Raw genomic sequence first — 15584 nt, 5'->3', positions numbered from 1 at the left:
GATTATTCTGCTGACGGACTGAGCTTTTCTGACGGATTGAACATGGCAACACTTCCGCTCATTGAGGCACCCGACTGGTACGAAACCATCCGCATGAGCGATGGCGTGACCTTGATCCACGAGCCGTGGATAAAGCCGTTCTTCCGCTGCAATATGTGGCATGTGCGCGGTCGCGATCGCGATCTCCTCTTCGACACCGGCCTCGGCCATTTCAGCCTCCGGCGCCATGTACCGCTGGTGAGCGAGCGCAAGCTGATTTGCGTCGCCAGCCACACGCATTTCGACCATATCGGTTGCCACCACGAATTTCCCGAGCGTTGCGTGCACGCCGCCGAGGCCGGCATCCTCGCCGATCCGCGCAATGAATGGACGGCAGCCGGCACCTATGCGACCGACGAGATGTTCGATCGCATGCCGCAAGGCTGGGACACGGCGCGCTACGGCATTCTGCCTGCGCCCGCCGGCCGTTTGCTCGGCCAGGGCGATGTCGTCGATCTCGGCGACCGTGCCTTCGAGGTGATCCACACGCCCGGCCATTCGCCCGGCGGCATCGCACTCTACGAAAACAGGACGGGCATCCTGTTATCCGGCGACATCATATATGACGGCCCGCTGATCGACGACGTCTACCACTCAGACATTCCCGACTACATGGCGACGCTGATGCGCCTGCGCGACCTCCATGTCTCAGTCGTGCATGGCGGGCATTTCCCAAGCTTCGGCAAGGTACGCTACCGCCAGCTTGTCGACGAGTATCTGGCGCAAAAGCGGCAGGCCGGCTGCCATCTGCGGCAGCCCTGAAGCAGTTAGCGCATCAGTTCGAAATGCCGGGGGAACGCCTGATGCAGCAGGAGCAGCATGGTCTTGCGCAGCACGTTGGTGTCACGGCTGGACGGATTGAGATGATCCCAATACCAGGCGCCATGAACCAGATAATTCAGGCTCTCCGACAGCGTATCGATGTCGACGCCGGTATAACCGCCACTGCGCGAAATCTCGATCAGCAGCTCGCGCGCCTCGGCGGTGTAGGCAAGGTCGCTCGGCAGGCCGATTTCGTTGTAGATCTGCATGCTCTTGCGGTCGCTGGAAAACACGACAAAAACTGAAACCCATTTCGGATGCTGGCGGGCGAAACGTTGCGCGCAATCGACCGCGCCCAGAGCCCGCTCAACCGGCGACAGGCCGGGCGCCCGCACCAACGTCACCCACAGCTCATCATATCGATCGCTGAGATACTGCAGGACGGCGCGAAACAGGTTCTCCTTGCTGCGGAAATGGAAGACGACCAGGGCATTGGACGAGCCGACATGTTCGGCGATGCGCTGCATGGTGACGCTTGCCAGCCCCTCCTCCGCGATGAGTTCGATGGTGGCGTCGATGATCCGCTGCACGCTGGCTTCGCCGCGCTCGCGCCGACGGTCCTTGGGCGGCGCGGCATCGTTTGCCGCACGCCCATTCTTCGCCGTAGCGCCTTTGCGTTTTGCCGCCGCAGCCTTTTGTTGCGCCATCTTCGTCCAGCTCCTTTCGGACCTTCTGGCGCGATCACCGGCGCCACCACAGATTCGTCTATTCGAGGTGTCCGGCGTCGGCTCTCCAACCGCGGCAAGAGCCGCATCGCCCTGTTATAGCGACGGACGCGTTTCGGCGTTTGTGTACCACTGCCCGTTGGCCGTCTCATAGGCCATGGCCGCTCGGAAAACATCGGCATCGCAATAGGTGCGGCCGACGATCTGGATGCCTGTCGGCACGCCGCTTGCCGCCCGACCCGAAGGGATGGACAGAACCGGACAACGGCTCATCATGTTGAACGGCGTCGTCATCACCCATCCCAACGACGGGTTCACCTGCTTACCGTTGATCTCGACCGTACCCGTGGTCTGATCGAACTCCGCCGGCACGGAGGGAAGCGCGTTGGTCGGGCAGATCAGCACATCGTAGGTCTCCAGCAGCGGCCCCAGCGTCTGGTACATCCTGGCCGCCACGTCGAGTGTTCCGACAAAGTCCGTCGCCTTCGACTTTTGCCCGTCCTCGGCGAACTGCCTGGCATAGCTCGTCATGTCCTTGCCGTGCTTCTTGAGCAGCTGCGACAGCGATGCGCCGAACAGATGCTCGAGATAGGCCATGCCCGCCCTGAGCACTTCGTCGCCCCAGCCCAGATCGACTTCCTCGACCGTGGCGCCGAGCGAACGGAACACATCGCAGGCGGCAAGCGTGTTCTTGCGCACGTCCGGGTCGACTTCGAAAGAACCAAGGTCCATCGAGAAAGCAATCTTCCAGCCCTTGATCGGCTTGTACTCGAGCGGCAGGCGCAGTTTCGGGCGCAGCGTGGCGATGTCGAGCGGGCTTGGTCCGGCCATCACATTCTGCAGCAGGATCGCATCCCCGACGTTTCGCGCCAGCGGTCCGGTGTGGCAGTAGAAGTCGAGGTTGAATGGCGGCTCGTCCGGATTGCGCCCGTAAGGCGGCTTGAAGCCGACAAGACCGCAGGCCGACGCGGGAATCCGGATCGATCCCGCAATGTCCGAACCGGTGGCGATCGACGACGTGCCGGATGCCAGCGTCGCCGCGGAGCCTCCCGACGAACCACCGGGCGTGAAATCCGGGTTCCACGGATTGCGCGTCACGCCCCAGCGTTTCGACCAGGTGTAGCCGGCGCAGCTGAATTCAGGCGTCGCCGTGCGGGCATGGACAATGCCTCCGGCCTTGATGATGCGCTCGTTCATCGTCGAGGTATGGCCACCGATAGCATCCCCGGACAGCAGCGAGCCGTGCGAGGTCCGCTTGCCCTTGATGTAGCTCTCGTCCTTTATGCCGATCGGCAGGCCCTCGAGCGCCCCGGTCCGGGCGCCCCTGGCGTATTTTGCCTCGGCTTTCCTGGCCAGGTCTATCGCCTCGTCGAAATGCGTGAAGGTGAGGCAGTTGATCGTCGCTTTGGTGGCTTCGGCGCGGCGGATGGTGGCCTGCATCAGTTCGACGGGCGAAAGCTTCTTTGCCTTGAACAGCCGCAGCGCCTCGCTGGCCGGCATGTAGCAAAGGTCGAGATCGGTCATGGGAAGTCTCCTGCGATCTGCGCATCGCGTTTGGCATGGACGGAAGATGACCGCGCCGCGTGCGGCGGCGCGGGAAAGCCTGGTCAGGTCATTTCTGCAGGTCGGTCCAGATCTTCGTGTAGAGCGCCTGCACATCGGGCGGGCAGGCCAGCATGAATTGGCCCTTGGCGGCGAACTCGGCGGGAATGTTGACTTCCGGCGCGGTCTTCATGTCGTCGGGCATGAAGGCTTCCGAGCCCTTGATGCCGTTCGAATAACGCGCAAAGGCTGAGATCAGCGCCGCATTCTGCGGATCCATGATGAAGTTCTGGAACAGCTTGGCGTTGTCGACATTCTTGGCGTCCTTGAGGACAGCGACATTGTCCATCCAGATCGGATAGCCTTCCTTGGGATAGCCATAGACGATCTTGTCGTTCTCAAGCCGCTCGCGCAGCGATATGCCGTTCCAGTTGACGCCCGCGGCGATGTCGCCCCTGCCCAGGCCATCGACGGCCGCATAGTCGAGCGAAAGCCATCTCGCCTTCGCCTCCACCAGCTTGTCATGCACCTTCTTCAGCATCTGCATGTCGCTGCTGCAATATTTGCCACCCTCGTAAGCGATGGCGAGGAACATGATGTCACCCATTTCGGGTACGACATTGATCTTGCCGACGAGTTCGGGAGGTGGGTCGAGGAAGATCGCCGATGTGTTCGGATCGCCGGCATAGACCGACTTGTTCACCGAAATGCCGGTCGTGCCCCACTGCCATGGAACGGTGTATTTACGGCCTGGATCGAATGGAACATCGACCCACCTCGGATCGACGTTCTTGAAGTTTTCCATCTTGTTGGGATCGGTCTCCAAGAGCAGACCTTCGCTGATCCAGACCGGCACGACGCTCGCCGAAGGCACGACGATGTCATAGCCGGAGGCGCCCTGCCGGACCTTGGCCAAGGCAGTATCGTTGGAATCATAGTCGGTGACGGTGACCTTGACCTTGTAAGTCTCCTCGAACTTCTTGATCAGGTCGGGGCTGGTGTAATTGCCCCAATTGTAGATGTTGAGCTCGCCGTCGGCACGGGCCACGCCCGTGACAGTCAGCAGCGACAGGCCGATGGCCGTCACGGTCAGTTTCAAGTTCATGCTGCATGCTCCCATTGTTGGACCGGCGGCGTTACGGCCTCAGGTCCGTTTCCTGCTGACGAAAAGATGACCGCGACAATGCCGATCGACGGCACGAGAGCGGCCGTCGACATCGCACTCGCGGCATGCGGCGCACCGGCAACGGCAAGCCGCATCGCGGTCGAGATATTCCCCTCTTCATTGTGGCCATTCACCGGCTGGCGCCGGCTGTCCAACTCAATTCGCGACCTCAGGAGTAACTATGACTAAACATACAGTCAATATCTTTCCGCGGGTACGGCCATTGCTCGGCGATTGACGATGCGCCCGATGAGATGGTGACTGAGTGAGCAGGCAGAAAGAGGTTTAGCCGCGATACCGGACGCGTCAGGCCGTGGAGGCCGAAATGCTCGCGGCCGCAATTCGCTGGCGGAACCAATCGAAGGTGCGCCCGATGCCTTCCTGATAGCTCGTCCTCGCTTCCCAGCCAGGAAGGACATGCCTCGCCAAAGTCAGGTCCGGACACCGATTTGTCGGATCCTGGGGAGCTGGAGGGTGGTGCTCGATGCGGCTGCCGGGGACAAGCGATCTTACGAATTCCGCGATGCGCAGGACCGAAACCTCGTGGTCGTTGCCAATGTTCAGAGGACCGCGATGCGAGATGCCGTCGCGCCAGAAGTAACGTTCCAGCCCCTCGACGATATCGTCGACATAACCCCAACTGCGCGATTGGGAGCCGTCGCCATAAACCGTCAGAACCCCGGTTGTCAGTGCCTGGATGGCAAAATTCGAGACGGCGCGTCCGTCGTCGATGCGGGTTCGTGGCCCATATGTGTTGAATATCCTGACGACGCGAATGTCGAGCCCGCCGACCCGCTGCTGCTCGAACAGCAATGCCTCTGTGCAGCGCTTGCTTTCATCATAGGAAGCCCTGGGACCGGTGCAGTCCACCGATCCCCTGTAACTCTCGGGTTGCGGTGAAACCAGGGGGTCGCCGTAGACTTCCGAGGTCGAGGCGAAGCAGAAGCGACCGCCGGGCTTGAGCAGCGTCAGGAGATTGAGCGCGCCGCCGATATTGGCCTTGATCGTGCGTACCGGCTCGCGCATGTACCAAAGCGGCGACGCCGGCGACGCGAGATGGATGATCTCATCGAAGCCCTGAAGGGATGAAAAGCTTTCGGCGTCGGCAATCTGCAGATCGAAACGCGGATCGGCGACATGCGCGATGTTGTCTCGCGTCCCGGTCCAAAGATTGTCGACGACGACCAGCTTTTCCAGATCGCTTCGCCGCAACAGACGGTCGACCAGATGCGAGCCCAGGAAACCGCAGCCGCCAGAGATCAACACGCTGCGTGACATGGAAAACCCCCGCTCCAGACACCGGCCAGTCAACGAGCCCAGGGCTTGTTTCCCAACAACAGCGGATGCGAGCTACCCAAAAGCCTTTCCGCCAATCGATGCACCCATCTACACCGCCAAGCGCCGCGAGTGCAAACAGCAAGCCTTCACGAGTGGAACGTGCGGCGGCCGACCGGCCTCTGCTTTTAAGGAGAGAAACTGCCGCGCGATGTCGCGCATCGAAGCGACCGCCGATGCTGCCCGTCATCGCGAGGATGATCAGGACATTTCAGGCCTACAGCGCCCTTTGCGGGCATGGCGCCCCGGCTGCATCACCACAGCGCGACGCCGTGGGCTGCGGCCGGAAGCTCGTCTCTTCGGACTGGCGCACCAGTTCGGCAAAGAGCAGCGCGAAGCTTCCCAGCATCAGGAAGACGATGATCAGGCGTGTTACCGGCAATATGTCGGCCTCGACTGGCTAGCCCCCACGCCACCCATCCACTGCCGGCTAACATGACCGATCCGGCTTTACGAGACTTTAAGGCCCGTCTTAACCATCACATTCGCGTAGCCTTTGACATGATACGCGAACGGCATGCCCGCATCCGCCGACCGGCATGGCCGTATCATCCGGGATGGCGTTGCCATCCGGGATGGTACCTCCCTTTGCAGACGTACCCCGCCCATGCTACCCCGGCGCTGGCGCGGCCCAGCAACCGGCCGCTGCCAATCGGTCGTCATCGGGGAGCCATGAGCAAAGCCGCCAGCCGCATCGCCTTCGTCTCGTCCGACACCGCTGACGCCAAGACGGCGCTGGAAAGCCTGTCGGTGCGCTATGGCCAGTCTTCCGTCGAGGAGGCCGGGATCGTCGTTGCGCTTGGGGGTGACGGGTTCCTGCTGCAGACCCTGCGCGACACGATGGGGACCGGCAAGAAGGTCTACGGCATGAACCGTGGCACCATCGGCTTCCTGATGAACGAGTATCGTTCCGGTGGCCTCACCGAGCGTCTCGAGGCCGCCGTCGCCGAAACGATCCGCCCGCTGGAGATGCTGGCCGTGACCTCGGAAGGCGAAACGATTTCAGCACTGGCGATCAACGAGGTGGCGCTGTGGCGCCAGTCGTACCAGACGGCCAAGATCCGCATCACCGTCGACGAACAGGTCCGGCTTGAGGAACTGAACTGCGACGGCGTCATGATCGCAACCCCGGCCGGGTCCACCGCCTACAATCTTTCGGCGCATGGACCGATCCTGCCGCTCGACGCGCCGCTGCTGGCGCTGACCCCGGTCAGCCCGTTTCGCCCGCGCCGCTGGCGCGGCGCGCTGCTCTCCAACAAGGCGACCGTGCGCTTCGACATCCGCGAGCCGGAAAAGCGGCCGGTAAACGCCGCCGCCGACCATACCGAGGTCAAGGCCGTGACCTCGGTGACGGTGCGAGAATCACCAACGGCGACAGCAACGTTGCTGTTCGATCCCAATCATTCCTGGAACGAGCGTATTCTCGCCGAACAGTTCCGCTATTGAGCCGGCGCTGCGACCGACAGGTCGATTAAGCATCCCGATTAAGGTTACAACTTCACAATCGTGCCATTGCTGCCCGTTTCTGTTGACAAATCGAGGGCTTGCTCCTAATTGCAATACCAATCTTGCAGGCGCGTGGCGCTTGCCGCGACAGACGCCATTAGACGCCGTTGCGCTTCCCCGAACCAGCCAAAGACAACAACACTTGTCCTCAGACACCACGACCGCTCCAGAAGCGTTGACCTTTTCAGACCTCGGCCTGTCGCCGAAGGTCCTTTCCGCAGTCACCGACGCCGGCTACACCGAGCCGACGCCGATCCAGGCGGGCGCCATTCCGCATGCCCTGCTGGGCAAGGACGTGCTGGGCATTGCCCAGACCGGCACCGGCAAGACGGCCTCCTTCGTGTTGCCGATGCTCACAAGGCTGGAAAAGGGCCGCGCCCGCGCTCGCATGCCGCGCACGCTCATTCTGGAGCCGACGCGCGAGCTCGCCGCTCAGGTCGAGGAAAACTTCGTCAAATACGGCAAGAACCACAAGCTCAACATCGCGCTTCTGATCGGCGGCGTGTCGTTCGACGAACAGGACAAGAAGCTGGAGCGTGGCGCCGACGTGCTGATCGCGACGCCCGGCCGTCTGCTCGATCACCGCGAGCGCGGCAAGCTGTTGCTCAACGGCGTCGAGATCCTCGTCATCGATGAAGCGGACCGCATGCTCGACATGGGCTTCATTCCCGACATCGAGCGCATCTGCGAAATGATCCCGTTCACCAGGCAGACGCTGTTCTTTTCGGCGACGATGCCGCCCGAAATCACCAAGCTCACCGAAAAGTTCCTGCACGCGCCGGTCCGCGTCGAGGTTTCGAAGGCAGCATCCGCCGCCACCAACATCATCCAGCGGCTGGTCAAATCAGGCTCCAAGCCATGGGACAAGCGCGAGACGCTGCGCAATTTGATCAAGGCCGAAGACGCAGAACTGAAGAACGCCATCATCTTCTGCAACCGCAAGGTCGAAGTGTCGGAGCTGTTCCGCTCGCTGCTGAAGCATGATTTCGACGCCGGTGCGCTGCATGGCGACATGGACCAGCGCGCGCGCATGCAGATGCTGGCCAATTTCCGCGACGGCAAGCTGCGCTACCTCGTCGCTTCCGACGTTGCCGCGCGCGGCCTCGACATTCCCGATGTCAGCCATGTCTTCAACTATGACGTGCCGATCCACGCCGAGGACTATGTCCACCGTATCGGCCGCACCGGGCGCGCCGGACGCTCCGGAAAATCCTTCACCATCGCGACCAAATCTGACACCAAATACATCGATGCCATCGAACGTCTGATCGGCAACAAGACCGAGTGGCATGACGGCGACTTGTCGACGGTGGTTGCCAGCGAAGGCGAGGACGATGCTCCGCGCCGTGGCAAGGGCGCGCCGCGCCGTGCCGGCCGCAAGGACGACGACCGCGGCAGGGAAAAGAGCGGCGAGCGCAAACCGCGCGAACGCCACGCCAAGCGCAGCGAAGATGCCGCACCGGAAACAGTCCGCGAGGATCAGCCGGTGGCCGAGGCCGCAGCCGCCGACATCGGCGAACGGCGTTCGCGCAAGGAAGCGATCCGTTCGGAAAACACCGAGCGCAAATCATCCGATCGCAATGAACAGCGCGCACCCGAACGCGGCGACACCCGGCCACAGCGTGACAACAGCCGCCCTGCCCGCCAACGCCACCAGGAAGACAATGATTCCACCGTTGGCTTCGGCGACGACATGCCGGCCTTCATGCGGATCGTCGCCAAGGTCTGATCCCGACCGCTTCGAAGGCGAGCCGGCCACTCGGCTGCCTTCTCGGCAAAGCTCTTTCAGCCTGGCTCGCCCGTTACATCGGCCCAGGCATCATCTTGGTCGGTTTTTCCAGCATCGGAAACTCGGCCTTGTTGCATTTCACGTTCGGGTTCGTCGGACTGAACATGCCGTTCGGGTTGTCCCCGAGCCAGGCATGAAGGTCGTAATGGACGAACTCCTTCGGGATGAGAGGGTAGTGCCCCTCCATAGGTCCCATGAAGGTTTGGCCAAACAGCTTGGGCGGCTCCTTGGTGTCCGGCGTCAGCGGCACCAGCCATTCCACTCCGACCAACTTCAGGCCTTCCTTGGTCGGCTCGTAGATCAGCACGTTCGGCCTCATCGGATCAAGCTTCTGGCCGACACTCGGGACATTGACGAAGTGGATGCCCATGGCGCCCTTCGGGTAGTCCATCGCGCCCGGTATCTTTTCTCCGCTGTAGTGGACGCAGCCGACGGTCGACAGATAGAGGTCGCGGACGGCAGCGGTGTAATCCTCATATTTGGCGAGCGACTTCTTCAAGGCTTCGATGTCGGCCTTGTTGGCGTCCTCGGCGCGAGCCGAAGCAACGTTCAGCCACGCGCCTACCAAACCTGTCAAAACGAGGACGCCGCAGCGCCCAAGGCTGGCTGTTCTTGTCATGCATTCCTCCCAGATTTCTGATCTGGCCGTGCAAGACCGAGGCGGAAAAATGCTGATTGCGCGGCCAGTGACACCGCCTCATCCCCTCAGGAACAGCGATGATGCTATTCCTTTCCATAGCTGCGGGAAAGATGTATTTTAGGAATAACTAATTGAATAACACCAATATCCGCTCAAACAAAAACGGCCCCCCATGGGAGCCGTTTCGCATTGGTTTGCCGTACAAATCAGGTGAGCGGCGAAAGCTGGATCTCGACGCGGCGGTTCTGGGCGCGACCTTCGGCCGTGGCATTGGATGCGACGGGGCGCGTCTTGCCGAAGCCTGTGACTGCGAAGCGTCGCTGATCCACGCCCTGACCGGACAGATAGTTCGCCACCGCCAAAGCACGACGCTGCGACAGATCGAAATTGTGCTGGTCGCCACCGGTCGAATCGGTGTGGCCGAACACGTCGACCGTGGTCTGCTTGAACTTCTTCAGCACCAGCGCGACAGAGTTCAGGACTTGGTAGAAGCCGGGCTTCACCGCATCCTGGTCCGAGTTGAAGGTGATGTCGGACGGCATATTGAGGATGATCTGGTCGCCGCTGCGGGTGACGCTGACACCGGTGCCCTCGAGCTGCCGGCGCAGTTCGGCCTCGTTCTGGTCCATGGTGGCGCCGATGGCGCCGCCGGCCAGCGCGCCGATGCCGGCGCCGATCAGTGCGTTGCGGCGGTCGTTGCCGCCGGCAAGCAGGCCAAGGCTTGCACCCGCCAGGGCACCAAGGCCGGCGCCGGCCGCCGTGTTGGAAATCTTCTGGTCGCCCGTATACGGATCGGTGGTGGTGCAGGCGCTCACGAGCACAGCCGTCGCCACGACGACGAGCACAGTCTTTTTCATAGGATGGTCCCTCTCCAAGTCACGCCTTGCGGTGGCGCCAAATCAGCCCTTCCCGCGACTTGTACCACGAATTGCGGCGAAAAGCGGAACGGCAAAAGCGCCGCTCACGGCTTTTCCCGAGGGACCGATACACAGTGATAGCGCCGCATCGCCGGGCCGCAATCGTTCGGATCAGGCTACCAGAGGTTCTTGCCGTCTATGACCACCACTTCGACCTTGTCGAGATCGAAATCGTCGAACAGTCGCGAGTTGACGCTGATCTTGGGATTGTCGAAATCCGGCTCGCCGGTCGACCAGTCCGGCGTTTCGGTAAAGGTGCCGCAGCCGCAGGTGGCGCAAAAACCGTGCTTTACGGTTTTCGATCCCCAGCGGTAGAAAGAGACGTTCTCCATCGGGCTGGTGAGCTTGAATTGCGAAGGCACGTAGTAGGCCCAGAGCGAGCCGCGCTTCGAGCAGAAAGAACAGGTGCATTGCGTCACCGTCTGCGGTGCCTGCGAAACCTCGAATGTCGTCGCCTTGCAATGACAGCTTGCCTTGATGGTCATCAACGAACTCCTCCTGTCGCCCGCCACCCCGTGCGGCAAAGGCAGCATAAAGAGGTGCTCCTGACAACTGTCTGTCAGCAGGCATCACCCGAACTGCGCAAACCCGGCCTGCGGTCCCGGTCACACGCGACCGCGGACGTCCGACCGCCGTCCTGTCGTCAATAGGAGCGCGGCGGCACGAACAGGCAGATTGTCTTGCCGGCGTCGAGGCCCGCCTGGTGCGCACACCAATGGAACTCGCCGTCCGGGCTGTCCTTGACACGCTTGTCGGTCATTGGAACGATCTCACCCGTTCCGGCGATGACATAGCCCTCGGGTTTCTCCAGCACTTCGCCTGTATGGGTCGTGCGACAATCATAGTTGGCGCAGCATGCGAACGGATAACTCCAGCCCTGTGGCTTTGCCGCCGTGGGTGTGGCGTCATGCGCGAAGGCGGGTGCCGTCAGCATTGCCATCGCGCCGATCGCGAACAGGGAAAACAAAAGTCGGCCAGCCGGTTGAACGGCATTGGCCGATCTGAGTGTGGCAGCAGACATGACGCGTTCCTTTCAAACGAGCTCAAGCGTTTCGCTTGCCCGTTCCCGGAACGTATCTTCCCAGTGGCCGGATCGTCGGGTCGCAGATATGCCGCGTCCGGCCATAAATGCTTTTTCTCTCCCAGCGTTTGGATGCTGGGCTGATTCCTTGGTCGGCGCAAGAAGATGCATTCCCGACATCGTTCTATAGACGTCAGGTATCCGCTACCGCCGACGAGATGAGGCCAAGGTCAATTCCCGGCAAACGGGCGTCGAATAAACGGAATTGGCCCGCTGTGGTTCCAGCCTATTGCTGGTCAGAGCCGGCAATCACGTGCTCTTGATGCTGCGGCAGGTCATCGGTGATGGTGAACCAGCCCGCCTTCGAACCGACGAAGATGTGCTCGGTCGGGCGGATGGACGGGTCGTTGACGAGCGTTCCCATGGCGACATGGACGTAGGCGCCGTCGCGCACCAGCGAATAAAGCAAGGAGCCGCACCGGCCGCAATGCGCGTTATGGCCGCTTTCGTCGCCAAAGATCAGGAGCTTGTCCCCGCCTTCGGTGAGGACAAGCTTTTCACGCTCGATACCGGCGAAAGGCTTGAAGGCCGAACCGGTGGTGCGCCGGCAGTTCGAACAATGGCAATTCGCGGCATAGAGGAATTCGTCGGCGACCTCGTAGTGAACCGCGCCGCAGAAGCACTTTCCGGTGAGCTTGCTCGGCAACCCACTCCTCCGTCGCTGTGGTGCGCAGGGGTATGTTCAGATTGAGGTCAGGCTAGCCTCACCTGAACATGGACATATCCTAATCCAGGTCTGCTACGGCTTCGCCCGCACCGCCTTCGATGCGCTGCGACAACGAGGCTTCCATGAAATCGTCGAGGTCGCCATCGAGCACGCTCGACGGGCTGGTGCTCTCGACGCCGGTGCGGAGATCCTTCACCAGCTGGTAGGGCTGCAGCACATAGGAGCGTATCTGGTGACCCCAGCCTATATCACTCTTCGACGCTTCGGTGGCGTTTGCAACTGCCTCGCGCTTCTTCAGCTCTTCCTCGTAAAGGCGCGAGCGCAGCATCTCCCAGGCCTTGGCCTTGTTCTTGTGCTGCGAACGTTCGGCTTGGCAGGCGACCGCAATGCCGGTGGCCAGATGCGTGATGCGCACCGCCGAATCGGTGGTGTTGACGTGCTGGCCGCCCGAGCCGGACGAGCGATAAGTATCGATGCGGACATCCGATTCCGAGACGTCGATCTCGATCGTGTCGTCGATGACCGGATAGACCCAGACGCTGGCGAAGGACGTATGCCGGCGCGCATTGCTGTCATAGGGCGAAATACGCACCAGGCGATGAACGCCCGATTCCGTCTTCATCCAGCCATAGGCATTGTGGCCTTTGATCATCAACGTGGCCGACTTGATGCCGGCCTCTTCGCCGTCATGCATTTCCAGCACTTCGACCTTGAAGCGACGACGCTCGGCCCAGCGCGTGTACATGCGCAGCAGCATCGAGGCCCAGTCCTGGCTTTCGGTGCCGCCGGCACCGGCATGGATTTCGAGATAGGTGTCGTTGGAATCTGCTTCACCCGACAGCAACGTCTCGACCTGGCGGGCCTTCGCTTCGCCTTGCATCGAGCGGATCGCGGCTTCGGCCTCGGCAATGACCCCCTCGTCGCGCTCTTCCTCGCCGAGCTCGATCAGGCCGATATTGTCTTCCAGCGCCTGCGTCAGACCTTTCACCGAGGCGATGCCCTCTTCCAGGCCCTGGCGCTCGCGCATCAGCTTCTGCGCTTCCAGCGGCTCGTTCCAGAGGCTGGCGTCCTCGGCGCGCACATTAAGGTATTCAAGCCGCTTTATGGCCTGATCCCAGTCAAAGATGCCTCCTCAGCAGGGTTATCGCCTGCCTGATCTCGTCGACAATATTCTGCGTTTCCGCGCGCATGGCTGGCTGTTCTGTCCTGTTTGCTGAAGTCGGTCGGCGCGATACATAGGCAGGCCGCCGCCGGCTGTAAAGCAAAATGGGCTGGCGCCAAGGCCAGCCCATCCGCTCATGAAAATCGTCAGTAGAGGCCGCCGCCGCCGGACTGGATGGCCTGGTTGGCCTGCGGTGACAACGCGCCACCGGTGGCATTGGAGCCGTCGGCGCCCATGCCGATGACCCAATAGCTGTCGGCGGGACCGGTACCCGGCTTGAAGGCTTCGATGATGGTGCCCGGATCGCCCGATGCGGCACGCATGCCGGTCTTGCGGTTGATGGCGACCAGGTTCATGCCTTCGGGCACCTTGAAATCGACATTGGGCGTGCCGTCCAGCGCCACCCGCATGAAGTCCTTGAAGATCGGGGCTGCGAGGCCGCCACCGGTGGCGCCATGGCCAAGGCCGCGCGGCGTGTCGTAGCCCATGTAGAGGCCGACGACGAGGTTGGGCGTGTAACCGATGAACCAGGCGTCCTTTTCGTCGTTGGTCGTTCCAGTCTTGCCAGCGATGTGACGGCCGAGTTCACTGATGGTGGCGCCGGTGCCGCGTTGCACGACACCTTCCATCATCGAGGTGATCTGGTAGGCCGTCATCGGATCGAGCACCTGCTCGGAATTGTCGACGAGTTCCGGCTCCGGCTGGTTCTGCCATTCGGGCGCATTGCAGCCCTGGCAGCCACGTTCGTCCTGCTTGAACACCGTCTTGCCGTAGCGGTCCTGGATGCGGTCGATGAGCGACGGTTTGATCGACTTGCCGCCATTGGCCATGATCGAATAGGCCGACACCATGCGCATCACGGTGGTTTCGCCGGAACCCAGCGCCATCGGTAGATAGGGTGCCAGATGGTCGTAGACACCGAAGCGCTCGGCATATTCGACGACCAGCTTCATCCCCATGTCATTGGCAAGCCGCACCGTCATCAGGTTGCGCGACTTCTCGATGCCGGAGCGCAGGGTCGCCGGACCGGCAACGGTGCCGTCGTAATTCTTCGGCGTCCAGCTCGTGTTGCCGCTCTGGATCGTGATCGGCCCGTCCATGATCACCGAGGCCGGCGTATAGCCATTGTCGAGTGCGGCCGAATAGACGATCGGCTTGAACGAGGAGCCCGGCTGGCGCATGGCTTGCGTGGCGCGGTTGAATTCGGACTGCGCATAGGAGAAGCCGCCGACCATGGCCAGCACGCGGCCGGTGTGCGGGTCCATGGCGATCAGGCCGCCTTCCACTTCGGGCACCTGGCGCAGGCTGTAGGCGCCATCGGCACCATCGTTTTTCTGCACGAAGATGACGTCGCCCGGCTTCAGCACCTCCGCCGGCGACTTGGCCTTGACGGTCTTGCCGGCAACCACATGGCGCATGGCAAAACCCATGTCCTCCTTGCTGACGGTGCCTTCGACGCGCTCCTTGACGATCTCGCCCGACGCCTGCCGTGCGGGCTGCAGGCCGATCGACAGCCCGGTCGCCGAACTGTCGAGCACGACGGCGAGCGACCATTCGGGAACATCCTCCAGCCCCTTGACGGCGCCAAGCGGCACGCCCCAGTCGCCCGACACGTCGATCGATGTTACCGGCCCGCGATAACCGCGCAGCGTGTCGTATTTCATCAACCCGTTCTGCATCGATTTGCGGGCAATGAGCTGTATCTTCGGATCGAGCGTGGTGCGGACGGAGAGGCCGCCTTCGTAAAGCGCGTTCTCGCCGTAGCGGGCGATGATCTGGCGGCGCACCTCTTCGGTAAAGTACTCGCCGGCGAACAGATAGGTGCCGCTGCGGCGCGGCGTCACGCCCAGCGGCTCGGCCTTGGCCTTGTTGCCTTCCTCACGCGTGACGTAGCCGTTCTCGACCATCTGGTCGATGACCCAGTTGCGACGCTCGATCGCGCGATCGGCATGCTTGAAAGGGTGGTAGTTGTTCGGCCCCTTGGGCAGGGAAGCCAGGTAGGCGGCCTCTGCCACGGACAGTTCGTTGACCGACTTGTCGAAATAGGTCAGCGCCGCACCGGCGACGCCATAGGCGCCGAAGCCGAAGAAGATTTCGTTGAGGTAGAGCTCGAGAATGCGATCCTTGGGATAGGCCTGCTCGATGCGGAAGGCGAGGATCATCTCCTTGATCTTGCGCTCGTAGGTCTGGTCCGAGGACAACAGGAAGTGCTTCGCCACCTGCTGGGTGATCGTCGAGGCGCCGACCTGACGCC

16 protein-coding genes are annotated in these 15584 nt (G+C 61.9%); 4 read left to right on the top strand and 12 right to left on the bottom strand.

Features of this window, described 5'->3' with window-relative positions; all coding sequences use genetic code 11:
• The first annotated feature begins 42 nt into the window (after nt 1-42).
• A complete protein-coding gene (locus EN964_RS06770; protein ID WP_127269128.1) occupies nt 43-801 on the top strand; it encodes an MBL fold metallo-hydrolase in 759 nt (252 codons plus the stop codon).
• 5 nt (nt 802-806) lie between these two features.
• On the opposite strand, the gene EN964_RS06765 is transcribed toward EN964_RS06770, so the two are convergent.
• The 3 genes from EN964_RS06765 to EN964_RS06755 form a co-directional block, all read right to left on the bottom strand.
• Nucleotides 807-1508, bottom strand: coding sequence for a TetR/AcrR family transcriptional regulator (locus EN964_RS06765; RefSeq protein ID WP_013531378.1), 702 nt, complete (start codon nt 1506-1508; stop codon nt 807-809).
• Between the two features lie 114 nt (nt 1509-1622).
• Nucleotides 1623-3050, bottom strand: a complete 1428-nt coding sequence (locus EN964_RS06760) for an amidase (RefSeq protein ID WP_127269127.1) — start codon at nt 3048-3050, stop codon at nt 1623-1625.
• A gap of 88 nt (nt 3051-3138) precedes the next feature.
• Nucleotides 3139-4173 (bottom strand): extracellular solute-binding protein, encoded by a 1035-nt coding sequence (locus EN964_RS06755; protein WP_127269126.1) that lies wholly within the window; start codon nt 4171-4173, stop codon nt 3139-3141.
• Nucleotides 4174-4239: 66 nt separating this feature from the next.
• Between EN964_RS06755 and EN964_RS06750 the strand changes: the two genes are divergently transcribed.
• Complete coding sequence (locus tag EN964_RS06750; protein WP_127269125.1) at nt 4240-4422, top strand: hypothetical protein; 183 nt, start codon at nt 4240-4242, stop codon at nt 4420-4422.
• A 117-nt stretch (nt 4423-4539) separates the two neighbouring features.
• Here the strand turns inward: EN964_RS06750 and EN964_RS06745 are convergent, their stop codons facing one another.
• A complete protein-coding gene (locus EN964_RS06745) occupies nt 4540-5511 on the bottom strand; it encodes an NAD-dependent epimerase/dehydratase family protein (RefSeq protein ID WP_127272607.1) in 972 nt (323 codons plus the stop codon).
• Nucleotides 5512-5785: 274 nt separating this feature from the next.
• Entirely contained in the window at nt 5786-5950 is a 165-nt protein-coding gene (locus tag EN964_RS37575) for a hypothetical protein (RefSeq protein WP_164748845.1), read from the bottom strand.
• Nucleotides 5951-6240: 290 nt separating this feature from the next.
• On the opposite strand from EN964_RS37575, the gene EN964_RS06740 reads away from it, so the two are divergent.
• Complete coding sequence (locus tag EN964_RS06740; protein ID WP_127270270.1) at nt 6241-7014, top strand: NAD kinase; 774 nt, start codon at nt 6241-6243, stop codon at nt 7012-7014.
• 202 nt (nt 7015-7216) lie between these two features.
• Nucleotides 7217-8803 carry a DEAD/DEAH box helicase gene (locus EN964_RS06735; protein ID WP_164775748.1) on the top strand — a complete coding sequence of 529 codons (1587 nt, stop codon included), beginning with the start codon at nt 7217-7219 and terminating at the stop codon, nt 8801-8803.
• A 73-nt stretch (nt 8804-8876) separates the two neighbouring features.
• On the opposite strand, the gene EN964_RS06730 is transcribed toward EN964_RS06735, so the two are convergent.
• The 7 genes from EN964_RS06730 to EN964_RS06700 all read right to left on the bottom strand — a co-directional run.
• Nucleotides 8877-9482 carry a hypothetical protein gene (locus EN964_RS06730; protein WP_127272004.1) on the bottom strand — a complete coding sequence of 202 codons (606 nt, stop codon included), beginning with the start codon at nt 9480-9482 and terminating at the stop codon, nt 8877-8879.
• Nucleotides 9483-9709: 227 nt separating this feature from the next.
• Nucleotides 9710-10360 carry an OmpA family protein gene (locus tag EN964_RS06725; RefSeq protein WP_013531371.1) on the bottom strand — a complete coding sequence of 217 codons (651 nt, stop codon included), beginning with the start codon at nt 10358-10360 and terminating at the stop codon, nt 9710-9712.
• A gap of 176 nt (nt 10361-10536) precedes the next feature.
• Nucleotides 10537-10905 carry a GFA family protein gene (locus EN964_RS06720; RefSeq protein WP_024503891.1) on the bottom strand — a complete coding sequence of 123 codons (369 nt, stop codon included), beginning with the start codon at nt 10903-10905 and terminating at the stop codon, nt 10537-10539.
• 158 nt (nt 10906-11063) lie between these two features.
• Nucleotides 11064-11441 (bottom strand): hypothetical protein, encoded by a 378-nt coding sequence (locus tag EN964_RS06715; protein ID WP_023812122.1) that lies wholly within the window; start codon nt 11439-11441, stop codon nt 11064-11066.
• Between the two features lie 286 nt (nt 11442-11727).
• The gene (locus EN964_RS06710) at nt 11728-12147 is read right to left on the bottom strand and encodes a GFA family protein (protein ID WP_127270927.1); all 420 of its coding nucleotides are present in this window, start codon (nt 12145-12147) and stop codon (nt 11728-11730) included.
• Nucleotides 12148-12226: 79 nt separating this feature from the next.
• Nucleotides 12227-13358, bottom strand: a protein-coding gene (gene prfB, locus EN964_RS06705) for a peptide chain release factor 2 (protein WP_127272597.1) whose coding sequence is annotated in 2 segments (ribosomal slippage) — nt 12227-13291 and nt 13293-13358 — 1131 coding nt in all. Because the reading frame shifts where the segments join, the coding sequence is not laid out codon by codon here.
• A gap of 118 nt (nt 13359-13476) precedes the next feature.
• The coding region (locus EN964_RS06700; protein ID WP_164775747.1) for a penicillin-binding protein 1A at nt 13477-15584 on the bottom strand (2108 nt) is incomplete at its 5' end.

The sequence above is a fragment of the Mesorhizobium sp. M7A.F.Ca.CA.001.10.2.1 genome (assembly GCF_003998575.1).
In the GTDB taxonomy this organism is placed as follows: Bacteria; Pseudomonadota; Alphaproteobacteria; order Rhizobiales; family Rhizobiaceae; genus Mesorhizobium.
This window is presented reverse-complemented; position numbering and strand designations above follow the sequence as displayed.

Coding starts and splice junctions, on each gene's coding strand:
- EN964_RS06770 (WP_127269128.1), top strand. CDS start 43: ATGGCAACACTTCCGCTCATTGAGGCACCCGACTGGTACGAAACCATC.
- EN964_RS06765 (WP_013531378.1), bottom strand. CDS start 1,508: ATGGCGCAACAAAAGGCTGCGGCGGCAAAACGCAAAGGCGCTACGGCG.
- EN964_RS06760 (WP_127269127.1), bottom strand. CDS start 3,050: ATGACCGATCTCGACCTTTGCTACATGCCGGCCAGCGAGGCGCTGCGG.
- EN964_RS06755 (WP_127269126.1), bottom strand. CDS start 4,173: ATGAACTTGAAACTGACCGTGACGGCCATCGGCCTGTCGCTGCTGACT.
- EN964_RS06750 (WP_127269125.1), top strand. CDS start 4,240: ATGACCGCGACAATGCCGATCGACGGCACGAGAGCGGCCGTCGACATC.
- EN964_RS06745 (WP_127272607.1), bottom strand. CDS start 5,511: ATGTCACGCAGCGTGTTGATCTCTGGCGGCTGCGGTTTCCTGGGCTCG.
- EN964_RS06740 (WP_127270270.1), top strand. CDS start 6,241: ATGAGCAAAGCCGCCAGCCGCATCGCCTTCGTCTCGTCCGACACCGCT.
- EN964_RS06730 (WP_127272004.1), bottom strand. CDS start 9,482: ATGACAAGAACAGCCAGCCTTGGGCGCTGCGGCGTCCTCGTTTTGACA.
- EN964_RS06725 (WP_013531371.1), bottom strand. CDS start 10,360: ATGAAAAAGACTGTGCTCGTCGTCGTGGCGACGGCTGTGCTCGTGAGC.
- EN964_RS06720 (WP_024503891.1), bottom strand. CDS start 10,905: ATGACCATCAAGGCAAGCTGTCATTGCAAGGCGACGACATTCGAGGTT.
- EN964_RS06715 (WP_023812122.1), bottom strand. CDS start 11,441: ATGTCTGCTGCCACACTCAGATCGGCCAATGCCGTTCAACCGGCTGGC.